We start from the raw sequence: 14,222 nt of genomic DNA, 5'->3' as shown, positions 1-14,222 counted from the left end.
CGCCTCAAGTCCGGCGAATATTCAGACAACACCACTCCTGCCGTCGCCACAGAGTAGCCACCACCCAGCCATACTGCTCCAAGGTATCAGCCACCAGCTTAGACTGATCCAACAGAATGCCACTGAGAATTCCCCAGCTGGTGGGTTTGGCCAAATCACTCATCTGGGGAATCAAATCTAGAATCACCTCAGCCAGAATATTACAGAGGATGCCATCCACCGGCCCCGGCAACTGCTTCGTCAACGTCTCCAAGGTGCCCTGAGTCACCAGACAGCGCTGTGGGTCCAAGTGGTTGAGCTCCAAATTGGCCCGGGTCGATTGCACTGCCATATCATCGGTATCGACGGCATAGACCTGCTGTGCTCCCATTAACAAGGCTGCAATGGCGAGAATGCCAGATCCACAGCCGATATCTGCTACCACCGGGGCCGCCGTCGGATCACTTAATCGCATTTCCAAGGACTCTAGACAGAGCTGAGTGGTGGCATGGGTACCGGTGCCGAAGGCGACCCCAGGGTCGAGGCGGAGGATCTGACGATCAACATCGGCCGGGGGAGACAACCAGGCCGGCAGAATCAAGAGGCGGTCTCCGATGGCCTGGGGCTGCCAGTGCTGCTTCCAGCTCTTCGACCAGTCCTCGTCATCGATCAGAGACCAGTCCACCCTCGGCAACGGCAGCTCAGCGCAGAGGGCATCTTGCCGCAGCAACAGCGCCACCGCCGCTAAGTCCAACAACTCGAACCGCTGCTGGGGGAAATAGGTCTGAATCAAGCGGGCTTGTCCCTTGCGTTGGCTCGACGTCCCCTGGCTACCCAGAAGGTCAAACCGCCAAAAGACAATGTCTTCTAACGCGGCATCACAGACGACTTGAATATCCCACCAGCTATTCACATGTCCCCGAGAATCACAAACCTTACCAACCCGCGATCAAAGGCTTACCGTGTAGGCATCACGAATGCCCGGCACCTTCGTGATTTCCGAGAGAATGCCCTCTGGTAGCGGATCGTCAATACTGAGCACCATCACCGCATCTCCCCGTACGATCTTACGGCCCACTTGCATACTGGCAATGTTGACATTAAAACTGCCCAGCAGAGACCCTATCTTGCCAATGATACCGGGCATATCCCGGTGCAGGGTAAACAGCATATAGCGAGTTGGCGGCACATTGATCGGAAATTCGTCGATATCGGTGATGCGAATCTCATCGCCCCCCAGTAGTACCCCGGTCACGGAGTGTTCGCCCAAAGAGCCCTTGGCCATCAACTGCAGAGAGCCAGTGTAGTCTTTCACGGCGGCGTCTCGGGTCTCCACCACATGAATGCCCCGCTCTTTGGCCTCGATACTGGCGTTGACATAGTTGACCCGTTCCTGCAGAGCATGGGATAGCAGCCCCTTCAAGGCGGCAATCATGATCGGTTGGCTGTCGTGGTTGGCAATATCACCCTGGAGTCGCACACTGAGGGATTCCACCCGGCCCCCAGCCAGTTGTCCCACCAGGTTGCCCAGGGTTTCTGACAACTGTAGATAGGGCCGCAGCTTATCCAGCACTTCCGCCCGCAGTCCGGGGATGTTAACGGCAGAACGAGCCGGTAGCCCTAGCAGCACATCGCGAATTTGCTCCGCTACATCCGTGGCCACATTCACTTGGGCCTCCTCGGTAGAGGCACCTAAATGGGGCGTGAGAATGACGTTTTTGTCCAGCTGTTTTAGGGGAGAGTTCCCTAGGGGTTCCTCTTCATAGACATCCAGGGCGGCGCCAGCAATTTGCCCCTGTTTCAGGGCATTGGCCAGGGCAATTTCGTCGATCACGCCACCGCGAGAGCAGTTAATCAGGCGGGCCGTGGGTTTCATGATCGCCAGGGTCTGCTCATTAATCAGATGCATGGTCTCTGGCATCTTCGGCACGTGCAGACTGACGTAGTCGGCTTCCCGCAGCAGCAGATCTAGATCCACTAAACGACAGCCCAGTTGATCGGCCCGTTCCGATGAGATGAAGGGATCATAGGCCAACAAATTCATCCCCAGGGCTCGCCCCACGTTGGCCACGTGGGAGCCGATTTTTCCTAAACCGACGACTCCCAGGGTCTTTTTATAAACTTCTACCCCGGTAAATTGCTTGCGATTCCATTGGCCAGCTTTAACGGACTGGTCAGCCGCGGCGATATGACGAGACAGGGCCAGCATCATGGCTAGGGCATGTTCAGCCGCCGCAATGGTGTTTCCTTCCGGCGAGTTGACCACCACAATGCCGCGGCGAGTGGCCATGGGCACGTCGACGTTGTCGACCCCAACCCCAGCTCGACCAATGATTTTGAGTTGTTTACCGGCTTCGATGACCGCTTTCGTCACCCGGGTACCCGAGCGAATCATCAGGGCGTCATAATCAGAAATGATCGCAGCCAGTTCGTCGGGAGACAGGCCGGTTTTCACGTCGACCTGAGCTACCTGAGAGAGAATATCAAGTCCAGCTTGATCGATAGAGTCGGAAACAAGAACCTTAGGCATAGCTCAGCAACGGATTTCACAAGGAGCTATTGTACTGCAAAGACCTCACTGCCCAGTGTCGTCTCCTGACGGCGACGTGCCAGTGACAGGGGACAGGCCATTGGCCAGAGCGGCTTAGGGGAGTTTGAACTTCCGGTTAAATAATATAGTAACGGCATCAACGGTAACCATTGCCCTGGTCTCGTATGTCTCCAGATCGTCATCACGATTGGGGGCACGATTGGGGGGCAGGGGTAAGGGCTGCAAAGAGAGCAGTCAAAATCGTGTTGGACATGAGGAAACCCTCTGGGTCCCGCAGTCGGATGCGGCTGTCTGCGGTGATAGTATCGTCTTTATCGCCATCAATGAGTACCCAGCCCTTATCGATGTAGGGTCTCAGACAGCGAGCGAGGATGGAAACCAGGGAGGTCCCGGCTAGGGGAATTAATGGTGCGATCGCAACTCCCTCCGCCAGCCGCAAGCCCAGCATCAGGGTCTCCAAGACCTGATCTTGGCGAGAGGTCAGCGGCTCTTTATGCCGCCCCCCTTGGGCCTCATACTGCTCCACCCAGCCATAGTATTGGCGGCGTGTACGGGGCCGACTCACCCGTTGGCCATGGACATAGCTCGTCGCCCCCATGCCAAAGCCATAGTAGGGACGGTTCTGCCAATAGACACGGTTATGGCGACAAGAATGCCCCGGCTGAGCATAGTTGGAAATCTCATAATGTTGATAGCCCGCAGCCACCAGAAGTTGCTGAGTTAGGCGATACATGGCCGCAGTAGTCTCATCACTAGGTAATGGCCCTTGCCCAGGACGATACCACCGATCAAAGGCAGTGCCGGGTTCCAGAGTCAAGTCATAGACCGACAGGTGCGGCGATCCATGGGCGATTGCCTCGGTCAGAGTCTCTTGCCAACTGGCCAGGGTCTGCCCCGGCAAGCCCGAGATCAGATCCAAACTCCAACTGGGCAGGTTAACTGCCTGCAACCAACCAATGGCTTGCTCAATTTGAGCCCGACGATGGGTGCGACCACAGGCTTGCAACTGCTCATTCTGGAACGACTGCACCCCCAAACTGACACGAGTCACCCCTAATTGGCGGTAGTGCTGTAGCTGCTCTAGGGTGAAGGTGCCTGGATCCATCTCCACCGAGATCTCCACCCCCGGCTCAACGCCGAAGCGGCACCGCAAGCTTCGCAATAGCATCGCCAGCTGGGAGCCATCCAACAGGGAAGGGGTCCCCCCACCAAAAAAGATTGTCCGCAGTGGCGGCCCTGGCGGCGTCGCTGCGATTTCCCGCTGCAACCAGGCAACATACTGGCGCACTGTTCTCGAGGTCTCTCCCCGCCGACTATCGCCCATCACCGAGATAGGAAAATCACAGTAGAAGCATCGACGCCGGCAAAACGGAATATGCACATAGGCCGCCTTCGGCGGACAAGTCCGCAGGCAAGGGGAATGGGAGGCAGCCATGCTCAGCATCAGGAGCGATAGGGAAACGGGGGACAAATCCCCACCAAAGGGATCACTATAATGAATGCTATAGCATAGATCAATGGCAACAGCGCCAGCCCAATACCGATTCTCTAAAGAGACACCATCGCCCGTACACTGAGATTGGCCCGAGTAGCGACCTACTATGCTCGACGCACTAATTGTCATTTCATTCATGCTAGCTGGGGCGGGGATTGGCTTTTATTCAGTCGATTTGTTGCCCCAGCGCATCCTACAGCAGGTTACGAACTTGGAAGGCCTGAGTTCTGTTACCGCTGGATTTGGAGCCTTGTTGGGAACGGCCCTGGGGCTAGTGGTTCAAACCAGCTATCGACGCCTGGAAAAGCAAGTTCGTGATATGCCCCCGGATCGGCTGCTGACCAGAGCCGTTGGCCTAGTGGTGGGGCTATTGATTGCCAACCTGATGTTGGCGCCCCTATTCCTGCTGCCCATCCCCGCTGAGTTTGTGTTTATCAAGCCGATGATGGCGGTCTTGGGCAGTGTGTTGTTTGCTGTCTCTGGCATGAACTTGGTCGATACCCATGGGCGGTCTCTATTACGTATCATTAACCCCAACAGCGTCGAGTCCATGCTCTTGGCCGAAGGTACCCTCAAGCCCTCTACCACAAAGGTTCTCGATACCAGCTGCATCATTGATGGCCGCATAGAGGGACTCCTAGACACTAAGTTTTTAGAAGGGCAAATTCTGGTGCCTCAATTCGTGCTGCAGGAATTACAACAAGTGGCCGATGCGTCCAATGATCAAAAGCGAGTGCGGGGGCGACGGGGGCTCGATATTCTCAATCGTATTCGCGAGACCTATCCCAACCGTGTCTTGATCAATGCCGCTGACTACGAGGATATTCCCACCGTCGATGCCAAGTTGGTCAAGTTAGCCCAAGAACTCAACGCCACTCTCCTCACCAACGACTACAATCTCAACAAGGTGGCTAGCTTCCAAGACGTCGACGTACTGAATATCAATGACCTAGCCCAGGCCATTCGCCCCAATTATCTCCCTGGCGACGATATCGATCTGCGCATCGTCAAAGAAGGGAAGGAACCTCAGCAGGGCGTCGGCTACCTGAATGACGGCACCATGGTTGTCGTAGAGGAAGGTCGAGATCATATCGGCGATGAACTCGCAGTAGTGGTCACCGGCTCTCTACAGACCTCAGCCGGTCGCATGATCTTTGCTCGCCCTAAGACTTCCGTCGTTACCTCTTAGGAAACCAGGGCACACGTTCACAGAGGCTACCATACTGAGCCCAGCAGATGGAGCACTAGAGCGATCTGCCTAGAGCAGCTTGCCCGAGCGTATCCTGGTCACATCGGCGACTTCACAAGAGCCACGCCGTTATCGATACCACCAGGACGCTAAAGGCAATGGAGTGGCATATTCCCCGCCGCCTCACCATGCTGTAGCTATGGCAAGGGACTCGGTCCGTTTTTGTCCAGCGGGATTCCCGCCCGGAGTAATTTTATAGTACATTTGACCTATACATGCTTGCCCTAGGGAGCTGCCGATGTCTGTGCACCAAACCAGCCAGTTGATTCAACTGATGTTGAATTCAGCGCTGATGACCCTGCTTGCTGCGTTATTTTGGCTGGTGCTATGGCTACACCATGGTTCGCTGGCAACCCAGTTGCAGCATCGCCTGCAGCGGCGACGCTCTTATCTGGCCAGAGGACCATGGCTTGGAGAGCAGCCAGGGCAATGGCTCCAGGCTAGCCGCAGGCCCTCTCAACTCCTATTGGCGTATCGACTGATTGGTTACAGCATTGGGGTGCTCCATGGGGTACTGACCCTCTTCTTAGCTAGTCTGCTAGGGTTGGCTCTGCGTACCCTGGTGTCGCTCGATGGCTTGATTGTCTTCTCGCTGGCGCTATTTACCTTGGGCATAGCGGGGATGCTCTTAGCTGCAGCCCTAGCGCTGGGCTCCCTGTACCAAAGACCCAGCCATCGCCATCGCCGTCGCTCGCCTGCCCCTGGCCAGTCCTCTGCTGCTCAGGAATCTACCCCTTCTCAGGGCATAGCTAGTTAACCGAAGCTGGCACCAGCGATGACTGTCGCAGGGCTTCAATTACATTTCCCAAGCCATCAACGTTCAATCGATAACTCAGGGGATGGGCAATCAGTCGGGCAGTGCTGTGATACAGCACTTCTAATTCCATCAGATTGTTTTCTCTCAGGGTACGCCCTGTGGAGACCAAATCTACGATGGCTTCTGACATGCCGGTAATGGGGCCAAGTTCTACGGAACCATACAGGGGCACAATATCCACTGGCAGGTCGATATCTTGGAAATAGTCTCGAGCGCAATTAATAAACTTAGAGGCAACCCGGCTGTGAGGGGGGAGATCTAGAGCCGATCGATAAGGGCTATCGGCCTTGACCGCGACCGATAGACGGCAATCACCAAAGCTTAGGTCTGCCAAATGAGCCACTTGGGGGTGTTTCTCCCGCAGCACATCATAGCCGACAATACCGAGTTGAGCCTGGCCATATTCGACGTAAACTGGCACATCCTGGGCTCGTACCAGCAGCCCCCTGGTCCGTCCGCTGGGATCTTCAATTTGCAATTGGCGGTTGGATGAGTCTTGAAAGGCACTAAAGTCGATGCCGACTGCTTGGAAGCGGCGAATGGTCTCTTCCAATAGGGCTCCCTTTGGCAGGGCAATGGTCAACATAGTCATGGATAGATAGGGCCTGGCCTATTGTATCAATGGGCTGGTCCAATCGCGGCCACGGCGGCCTCCAGGGCCAGAGCCACATGGGTCCAGTGGGTACCGCCCTGACAATAGACAATGTAGGGGGGACGCAGGGGACCATCGGCAGACAGTTCAGCGGTGCTGCCATCGATAAAGGTGCCACCAGCCATGACTAGATCGCTGTCGTAGCCAGGCATGGTGGCGGGAACCGGCTCCACATAGGACTCTACTGGAGAATAGTGCTGAATCGCTTTACAGAAGGCAATTAGTTTCTCGGCACTGCCCAGTTGCACCGCCTGGATGACATCCCGTTGGGCGGCATTGACGGCGGGATTGACGGGATAGCCCAGGCCATGACAGGTGGCCGCAATAAGATAGTTGCCCTTCATGGCTTCTCCTACCATTTGCGGGGCCAGGAATAGGCCTTGAAAGAGGAGGCGGGTTTGGTCTAAGGTAGTGCCGCCGTGGCGGCCAATGCCTGGGGCCGTGAGACGATAGGCGGCGGCCTCTACCCACTCGGTGCGACCAGCCACATATCCACCGGTGGGAGCAATGGTGCCGCCTGGGTTTTTGATGAGTGACCCAGCGATTAAGTCGGCGCCCACGGCTGGGGGTTCCCGATCGGCGACGAACTCACCATAGCAATTGTCTACAAAGCAGACGGTATCAGGATTCTGCCGTTTTACCACGTGCACGATCTCCTCGATATCGTCTATGGTGAGACTGGGCCGCCAGCTATATCCGCAGGATCGCTGAATTAACACTAACCGTGTATCGGATCGAACAGCGTCAGCCAAGGTCGCCCAATCAATTGTGCCCCTGGGAGTCAGCGATAACTGTCGATAACTAATGCCAAATTCCTGTAGGGATCCTTGTCCCTGGCCTCGAGTGCCAATGACTTCTTCTAGGGTGTCGTAAGGCTGACCTGCCACCGCTAACATTTCATCTCCCGGTCGCAAGATGCCGAATAGGGCACATGCGATCGCATGGGTTCCTGAAACGAATTGCAGCCGCACCGCTGCAGCTTCCGCCTGCATTACCGTGGCAAAGACCTGATCTAGCGTGTCTCGACCCAAATCATTGTGGCCATAGCCAGACACACTGGCAAAGTGGTGAGTGCCTACCCGATGTTGGCGAAACGCCACCAGGACCCTGGCCAGGTTGTTCTTGACCTGCAGGTCAAATCCAGAAAAAATCTGAAATAGTGCTTGTTCTGATAGCTCCAACGTTTTAGATCGTTCCATGGAGGGCAATTGCGCCAGCAGAGTCGTATAGACTCCATATTCTGCCTATGATTAGCCCTCCTTGTCCATAATTTGAGAACTTTGCATGACTGTTGCTAAATCTGAATTACCTGTGTTTAATTGGCCAACGACCTCGTTTATGTTGGCCGTTCATCTAGCTGCCCTACTAGCCTTGCTGCCTAGTAACTTTAGCTGGGGTGCTGTTGGGGTGGCCTTACTACTACACTGGATTACGGGCTGTCTTGGTATCACCTTAGGATGGCACCGTCTCATTGCCCATCGCAGCTTTCAGGTTCCCACCTGGTTAGAATATTTCTTCGTATTCTGTGGTAGCCTAGCCTGCCAGCATGGCCCTATTGAGTGGGTCGGCCTGCACCGACACCATCACGTTTACTCTGACCAATCCATCGATCACCATGATTCTAGAAAAGGGTTCTGGTGGAGTCATATGGGGTGGCTGCTGCGTGAATTACCGAAAGACATTGAAATTCGACGATTTGCTCGAGATATCGCCAACGATCCGGTATACCACTTCTTTAACAACTACTTTTTAGCGCTTCAGTTTGCTCTAGCCCTGATTTTGTATGCCCTTGGCGGCTGGCCCTTCGTCGTATGGGGCATTTTTGTCCGCCTGGTAGCTGTCTATCACTGCACTTGGCTCGTCAATAGCGCTACCCATAAATTTGGCTACCGCAACTACGAGACCGAGGATGCCTCCACTAACTGTTGGTGGGTTGCCCTGGTAACCTACGGTGAAGGCTGGCACAACAACCATCACGCCTTTCAATATTCCGCTCGCCACGGATTAAGGTGGTGGGAAATTGATACCACTTGGTTAATGATCCGCCTCTTGCAGCTACTGGGCTTAGCCAGTCGGGTGAAACTGGCAGAATCAGAAGCCCCCTAACCTCTGGCTTGCTATAGAACAGCACATTTGATGATTTCTGGGACAGGCACTACACCAGTGCCTTTTTTTAGTGCTTTTTCTAGTGCTCTCTAGTTCTCTAGCCCTGCAACCAATGATTGCTGGCCAATGCGACCTGATGCCGCAGCCTACCAGGGAGCTAGCTAGCCCACTATATCGTTAGGGCACTATTGTCCCCTGCATAATATGTTTAGCTGTCATCAGGGCCTCTAGACCAATAAACCCCTTGCCCCGTCCTCGTTGAGCCGTCATCCCCAAGGCAATACCAGCAGCTTGCACAGGGTTGCGAGTAAACCGCGGTGAGGTGTTGATATAAATGGCTGTGCTCTGCAGATGCTGACTAAAATAATGGGCTTCTCGATAGGATTCACTGACCAGACAATTGGCGTGGCCACTACTTTGGTGATTAATCACATCCACGGCCTGGGCTACGTCGACCACCCGCTGAAATGCCACCGTATGAGAAAGGTAGGGCTGGCTCCATTCTCCTGATTCCATCGCAGTGAGTTCTGGATAAGTTGCCGCCATGGCATCATCTCCTCGCAGGCTAAAACCATAGGTCTGCAAGTACTGCCATAGCCGTTGCAGCGAGGCACCATCATGGGACTCATGGATCAGGACCTTTTCAATGGCATTGACAGCATCCGGGCTCCCCTTATGGCTATCTACGATCAGGTCGCCAACCTGTTTCTCCGCCCCTGAAGCCGCCCAATATAAGTAGCAATTGCCCATGGCAATGGGCAGCACCGGCACCGTCGCATGGCGCATGACCTGCTGAATGAGAGTGGGACGCCCATAGGGAATCAATAGATCGATCCCTCGGGCTTGCATCAGCCAAGTCCGAGCAGCATCTCCTTGATCAGTCGTCAACGGCCAGAGGCATTGGTGGTTGAGACCAGCCCGATCTATCTCCTGCTGCAACACTTGGATAATCGCCTGGTTCGTTTGGCTGGCTTCGTTGCCTCCTTTGAGTACTAGCCCATTGCCGGTCCGTATGCACAACCCTGCTGCTATCGCGGCTAATTCTGGCAGGGCTTCGTAGACCAGAGCCACAACCCCCAACGGAGTCACCTGAGTGTAACCCGTTGCTGTTTGACTGAGGCGGGGCATGGGAGACTGCAACAAAGGACGTGGGTCTCCCAAGGCGGCCAAGCGGCGTAAGATCTTAATCGTGTGCTGCAGCCGTTCTGGAGTCAGCTTCAGCCAGTCTAAGACGAGCTCTGGCACCGCCATCTCCAAACTGGCCTCCAAATCCAGAGTATTGGCCTCCAAAATAGTGTCTTGAGCACTATCTAAGCCGTGGGCCATGCAATCTAAGGCATGACTTTGATGCTCACACCCGGCTAGGGCCAACGCATGGGATGCCTGACGCACCTGTTCCAGGATCTGGGAGAACTCAAAAGAGGATTGGGATGAAGCCATGGTGTCAGCGTCTGGAGGCTAACCAAAACATAAAAACCAACAATAACGAGATTAGCAAGGCCGCAATTAGACGCACGACCATGCTAGTGCCTGTTGGTGGGTGTAAGGTAGCCAGTAATAAAATAAATACCATCACGCCAAACAGTACCACCAGTAAGACGGGCAAATAGCTATTACTGGTGGCTCGATCCAAGCGCCATTGGTGACCGGTCCAACGCCAAGCTCGTTTATAGGGGTAGTGGGTAGACAACTGCTCTATGGCATAGCCATCATCACGAACCACAAAGATTTGCTGGCAGCGATCGCATCCAAAGGCATCGGTTAGGGCAATCGGCTTCAACCGTCCACGGCGACGACAGGGGCAGGGATAATCTGCATTTAGGTCAATCTTGTGAGTCTTAGGAGAACGCACAGCCAGTTGCCAGCAGATTCTAGAGAAAAATCAACCAAAGCTTGACAAGTCACAGACTAGCCAGCCTATCCATCATCTTGCATCGATCTGTTCAAGGCTGAGGATAAATCCCCATGAAGAAAGGGTGAACCCTACAGAATCTCTCTCACCTTAGCTAAAACGACCTTAGAAAAACAATATCCAAAGGGGGGTAGTCACAGGCACAGTCAACCCAATTCAGACTGGGGTTAGGTCATATGAGCTCCCCATCTTTCTAAAAAGCGGGTAACGCGATTCGAACGCGCGACATTCACCTTGGCAAGGTGACGCTCTACCGCTGAGCTATACCCGCATATGACAGAACTGGCTCGAACTAGGCAGCTATTTTAGCATGCCCTTACCCTTGGTAGCATCTATTTTCCTGCAGGAACGATAGACCTTAGTTGCAGACAGACCAGCTCCCGGCTGATCTCAGAACAATAAAGCTATCTCGATGGTGAACGGGGCTTATCTGGAAATTGCCTCACAGTGTCGTAAATGCTGAGAGAATCGCATCAAAGCCCGTTTGGTCCAAGCCTGATGGCAGAGACCAGCCGAATTCTCTATGCTGAGAGGATAGGGAGGCTCTGTCAGCGTTTGATGGAAGTCAGACGTTGAGCAAGATACCAGAGTGCTCAGCCAGGGCAAGAAGGCTAAGATTTCCTCAGGTAAGAGGGTGACATTCACTTTGATCTTTCTCATCAGCCCAGCCCGGGTGCGACTCATCGACTTAGCTGCCATGTATTCCATGCCATTGTTAACAGCTAGTCGCAGAATCAAAGGTCGGTCCGGAAACAACATGTCTGGAGCTAGATGGGCATAGACACAGATGTAATTGCTGTGATTCTGTTCATCCACCCAGGAGACCTTTGAAGGGGTGCTGCCGTAGGCCTTTTCTGAATTAATGCTGACGGGCACGGCCATTAAATCGGCAAATCGTCGATAAAACTCTTGCCGAATCTCAGTAACGGCACGAATAGTGTCTGGAGCCATAGCGGATCTCCTGTCATTGATTGGCTTGAGATGGGGCTGGCCTAGGATCGGGGTCTGGCCTGATTCACCTTGAGACTACGCCCCAGCCATTCAATCCCATTCAAGGCATCAATGGCCGCCGACTCTTCAGTGACGGACTCCATGTCCACAAAGACAAATCCTCGAGAGCGTCCCGTCTCCCGATCCGTGGGGATACTGACCCGACTGACAGTACCGTACTCAGAAAATAGTTGAGTGATCTGCTCCTCCGTAGCGTCATAGGACACATTGCCAACATAAATAGACATTAGGGCTGTCCCCTTAGCTAAAACCACAGGTGATGCGAGCTGGACGGAGGTGTATTTGTAGATGACAACAATCGCAGTAGATGATTTAATCGCGAACCATCTCACCAAACTCTACCGTAACTTTGCCACAACAGCAGCAATTTACAAGCTTCGTCGGCGAAAACAAGGCCTCTGCTGAAGGCAGGACCAACGGTAGTCCCCTCTTTACAGTAGCCAGCGGAAACTTCGAATTAAAATTTTACAAGGCCTCGATCGGGGCCTTGATCGAGACTCTAGACCTCGCAATCTCCAGGTTCTTACCTGCATCAGGGAGCCTAGGCGGCTGAGAGGCTCCCTTTGTAAGTATCTAGGGGGTTTTCCAGAGGGCAACAAGGGGTGGAGGTTAGCCTAGAATAGCCCCCTATCGGTCACAGCGCCCTGACTGCTAGACGATACTAACTTGGCATACTTACCCAGCACTCCCCGGCGGTAATGGGGAGGACGAGGTTGCCAAGCCGAGCGGCGGCGCTCAAGCTCTTCCTCTGATGCCTCTAATTGCAATAGATTGGCATCGGCGTCAATGGTGATCGGGTCCCCCTCTTGTACCAACGCGATCGCACCTCCTACAGCAGCCTCTGGAGCCACATGGCCGACGACCATGCCATAGGTTCCCCCCGAAAATCGACCATCGGTAATCAGCCCCACCGAATCGCCTAGCCCAGCGCCAATGATGGCCGAGGTAGGGGCCAGCATCTCTCGCATGCCAGGGCCGCCCTTGGGCCCTTCATAGCGCACCACAATCACATCTCCCGCCTGAATCTGCTTGTCCAAAATTGCCCGCAGGCAATCCTCTTCAGACTCAAACACCCGGGCTGGCCCAGTGATTTTGCGATGCTTAATGCCGGTTAACTTAGCTACTGCCCCCTCAACCGCCAGATTACCCTTGAGAATGCCCAGGTGTCCCTGGGCATAAAGCGGGTCATCAAAGGGACGAATCACATCCTGATCTGGACGAGGTTCTGCCGGAATATCCGCCAGTAATTCCGCCACAGTCTGACCGGTGATCGTCAGCGCCTCGCCATGGAGCAGCCCATTCACCAACAGCATTTTCATCACCTGAGGGACTCCCCCAGCTTGGTGAAAGTCTGTGGCGACGTATCGACCAGAAGGTTTCAGATTACAGAACACAGGCACCCGACGGCGAATACGCTCAAAGTCATCGATGCTCAACTCTACGCCGATGGTGTTGGCTATGGCCAGCAGATGCAACACCGAGTTGGTGGAGCCGCCAACGGCCATAATGACGGCGATAGCATTTTCAAACGCCTCTCGGGTGAGAATATGGCTGGGCAGAATTTGTTTGTGGACAGCCTCTACCAGTACCGCCGCTGACTTAGCCGTACTATCTGCTTTTTCAGCATCTTCAGCTGCCATGGTGGAGGAATATATCAGACTCATCCCCATGGCCTCGAAGGCAGATGACATGGTATTAGCCGTAAACATGCCACCGCAAGACCCAACGCCAGGGCAGGCATGGCGCTCCACCGCCAGCAGTCGCTCGTCATTGATCTTGCCAGCACTATATTGGCCCACCGCCTCAAAGGCACTGACTACCGTCAAATCTTCGCCATCGTAATGCCCCGGCTTGATGGTGCCGCCGTAGACAAAAATCGCCGGGATGTTGAGGCGAGCGATGGCAATCATTGCCCCTGGCATATTTTTGTCACAGCCACCAATGGCAATGACCCCATCCATGCTTTGGCCATTGCATACGGTCTCAATGGAGTCGGCAATCACCTCTCGGGACACCAAAGAATATTTCATTCCCTCAGTGCCCATGGAAATCCCGTCACTAATCGTGATAGTGCCGAACATCTGGGGCATGGCACCAGCCTGATGAATCCCCGTTTCGGCGCGCTGGGCTAACTGCCCTAACCCCATGTTGCAGGGGGTAATGGTGCTGAAGCCATTAGCCACGCCAATGATGGGCTTAGTAAAGTCATCATCACCAAAGCCTACCGCCCGGAGCATGGCTCGATTAGGCGTTCGTTGGACTCCTTGGGTGACGATTTGGCTTCTGCGGTTATCCGGCATGGTCTTTCTCTCAATCAATGACGAATGGGCAATGACGAATGGGCAATGACGAATGGGCAATGACGAAGGGACAGTCTGAGAACAATGCTCCCGGTTAGGACCATCCTCCATTCTATTCACAGGAGGTTCCCCTAGTAGTTGACCAATCTA

General features: G+C 54.3%; 13 protein-coding genes and 1 tRNA gene. 3 read left to right on the top strand and 11 right to left on the bottom strand.

What is annotated here, in order from left to right; genetic code table 11:
• Positions 1 to 4: 4 nt before the first annotated feature.
• The 3 genes from prmA to hemW all read right to left on the bottom strand — a co-directional run bounded on the left by prmA (position 5) and on the right by hemW (position 3,965).
• Entirely contained in the window at positions 5 to 892 is an 888-nt protein-coding gene (gene prmA / locus XM38_RS20645; protein WP_080805891.1) for a 50S ribosomal protein L11 methyltransferase, read from the bottom strand.
• Between the two features lie 36 nt (positions 893 to 928).
• Complete coding sequence (gene serA / locus XM38_RS20640) at positions 929 to 2,509, bottom strand: phosphoglycerate dehydrogenase (protein WP_080805889.1); 1,581 nt, start codon at positions 2,507 to 2,509, stop codon at positions 929 to 931.
• Between the two features lie 202 nt (positions 2,510 to 2,711).
• Positions 2,712 to 3,965 (bottom strand): radical SAM family heme chaperone HemW, encoded by a 1,254-nt coding sequence (hemW, locus tag XM38_RS20635; protein ID WP_088431807.1) that lies wholly within the window; start codon positions 3,963 to 3,965, stop codon positions 2,712 to 2,714.
• Positions 3,966 to 4,131: 166 nt separating this feature from the next.
• Between hemW and XM38_RS20630 the strand changes: the two genes are divergently transcribed.
• Entirely contained in the window at positions 4,132 to 5,214 is a 1,083-nt protein-coding gene (locus XM38_RS20630) for a PIN/TRAM domain-containing protein (protein ID WP_088430918.1), read from the top strand.
• Positions 5,215 to 5,512: 298 nt separating this feature from the next.
• Positions 5,513 to 6,031 (top strand): hypothetical protein, encoded by a 519-nt coding sequence (locus tag XM38_RS20625; RefSeq protein ID WP_088430916.1) that lies wholly within the window; start codon positions 5,513 to 5,515, stop codon positions 6,029 to 6,031.
• On the opposite strand, the gene hisG is transcribed toward XM38_RS20625, so the two are convergent.
• Both hisG and XM38_RS20615 read right to left on the bottom strand, forming a co-directional pair.
• Positions 6,024 to 6,677: an ATP phosphoribosyltransferase gene (gene hisG / locus XM38_RS20620; protein WP_088430914.1), complete on the bottom strand. Its 654-nt coding sequence runs from the start codon at positions 6,675 to 6,677 to the stop codon at positions 6,024 to 6,026. The two genes, XM38_RS20625 and hisG, sit on opposite strands and share 8 nt — an antisense overlap.
• 32 nt (positions 6,678 to 6,709) lie before the next feature.
• The gene (locus XM38_RS20615; RefSeq protein WP_080805885.1) at positions 6,710 to 7,942 is read right to left on the bottom strand and encodes a methionine gamma-lyase family protein; all 1,233 of its coding nucleotides are present in this window, start codon (positions 7,940 to 7,942) and stop codon (positions 6,710 to 6,712) included.
• Positions 7,943 to 8,027: 85 nt separating this feature from the next.
• Here XM38_RS20615 and XM38_RS20610 point away from each other — a divergent pair, with 85 nt between their 5' ends.
• A complete protein-coding gene (locus XM38_RS20610) occupies positions 8,028 to 8,849 on the top strand; it encodes an acyl-CoA desaturase (RefSeq protein WP_088430912.1) in 822 nt (273 codons plus the stop codon).
• Between the two features lie 177 nt (positions 8,850 to 9,026).
• On the opposite strand, the gene XM38_RS20605 is transcribed toward XM38_RS20610, so the two are convergent.
• From XM38_RS20605 to ilvD, 6 genes are all read right to left on the bottom strand, one after another.
• Positions 9,027 to 10,289 (bottom strand): aldehyde dehydrogenase family protein, encoded by a 1,263-nt coding sequence (locus tag XM38_RS20605; RefSeq protein ID WP_088430909.1) that lies wholly within the window; start codon positions 10,287 to 10,289, stop codon positions 9,027 to 9,029.
• A gap of 4 nt (positions 10,290 to 10,293) precedes the next feature.
• Positions 10,294 to 10,701: a hypothetical protein gene (locus XM38_RS20600; protein ID WP_080805881.1), complete on the bottom strand. Its 408-nt coding sequence runs from the start codon at positions 10,699 to 10,701 to the stop codon at positions 10,294 to 10,296.
• 259 nt (positions 10,702 to 10,960) lie between these two features.
• A tRNA-Gly gene (locus XM38_RS20595) sits at positions 10,961 to 11,032 on the bottom strand.
• 155 nt (positions 11,033 to 11,187) lie between these two features.
• Entirely contained in the window at positions 11,188 to 11,712 is a 525-nt protein-coding gene (locus XM38_RS20590) for a hypothetical protein (protein WP_080805879.1), read from the bottom strand.
• Positions 11,713 to 11,753: 41 nt separating this feature from the next.
• Entirely contained in the window at positions 11,754 to 11,999 is a 246-nt protein-coding gene (locus XM38_RS20585; RefSeq protein WP_080805877.1) for an RNA recognition motif domain-containing protein, read from the bottom strand.
• A 387-nt stretch (positions 12,000 to 12,386) separates the two neighbouring features.
• On the bottom strand, positions 12,387 to 14,072 hold the full coding sequence (ilvD, locus tag XM38_RS20580; RefSeq protein WP_080805876.1) for a dihydroxy-acid dehydratase: 1,686 nt from the start codon (positions 14,070 to 14,072) through the stop codon (positions 12,387 to 12,389).
• Between the last annotated feature and the right edge of the window lie 150 nt (positions 14,073 to 14,222).

It is taken from the genome of Halomicronema hongdechloris C2206, from assembly GCF_002075285.3.
GTDB lineage: Bacteria > Cyanobacteriota > Cyanobacteriia > Phormidesmidales > Phormidesmidaceae > Halomicronema_B > Halomicronema_B hongdechloris.
Note: the sequence above shows the minus strand (reverse complement) of the source record. Positions and strands in the feature narration are given on the sequence as shown.

Coding starts and splice junctions, on each gene's coding strand:
- serA (WP_080805889.1), bottom strand. CDS start 2,509: ATGCCTAAGGTTCTTGTTTCCGACTCTATCGATCAAGCTGGACTTGAT.
- hemW (WP_088431807.1), bottom strand. CDS start 3,965: ATGGCTGCCTCCCATTCCCCTTGCCTGCGGACTTGTCCGCCGAAGGCG.
- XM38_RS20630 (WP_088430918.1), top strand. CDS start 4,132: ATGCTCGACGCACTAATTGTCATTTCATTCATGCTAGCTGGGGCGGGG.
- XM38_RS20625 (WP_088430916.1), top strand. CDS start 5,513: ATGTCTGTGCACCAAACCAGCCAGTTGATTCAACTGATGTTGAATTCA.
- hisG (WP_088430914.1), bottom strand. CDS start 6,677: ATGTTGACCATTGCCCTGCCAAAGGGAGCCCTATTGGAAGAGACCATT.
- XM38_RS20615 (WP_080805885.1), bottom strand. CDS start 7,942: ATGGAACGATCTAAAACGTTGGAGCTATCAGAACAAGCACTATTTCAG.
- XM38_RS20610 (WP_088430912.1), top strand. CDS start 8,028: ATGACTGTTGCTAAATCTGAATTACCTGTGTTTAATTGGCCAACGACC.
- XM38_RS20605 (WP_088430909.1), bottom strand. CDS start 10,289: ATGGCTTCATCCCAATCCTCTTTTGAGTTCTCCCAGATCCTGGAACAG.
- XM38_RS20590 (WP_080805879.1), bottom strand. CDS start 11,712: ATGGCTCCAGACACTATTCGTGCCGTTACTGAGATTCGGCAAGAGTTT.
- XM38_RS20585 (WP_080805877.1), bottom strand. CDS start 11,999: ATGTCTATTTATGTTGGCAATGTGTCCTATGACGCTACGGAGGAGCAG.
- ilvD (WP_080805876.1), bottom strand. CDS start 14,072: ATGCCGGATAACCGCAGAAGCCAAATCGTCACCCAAGGAGTCCAACGA.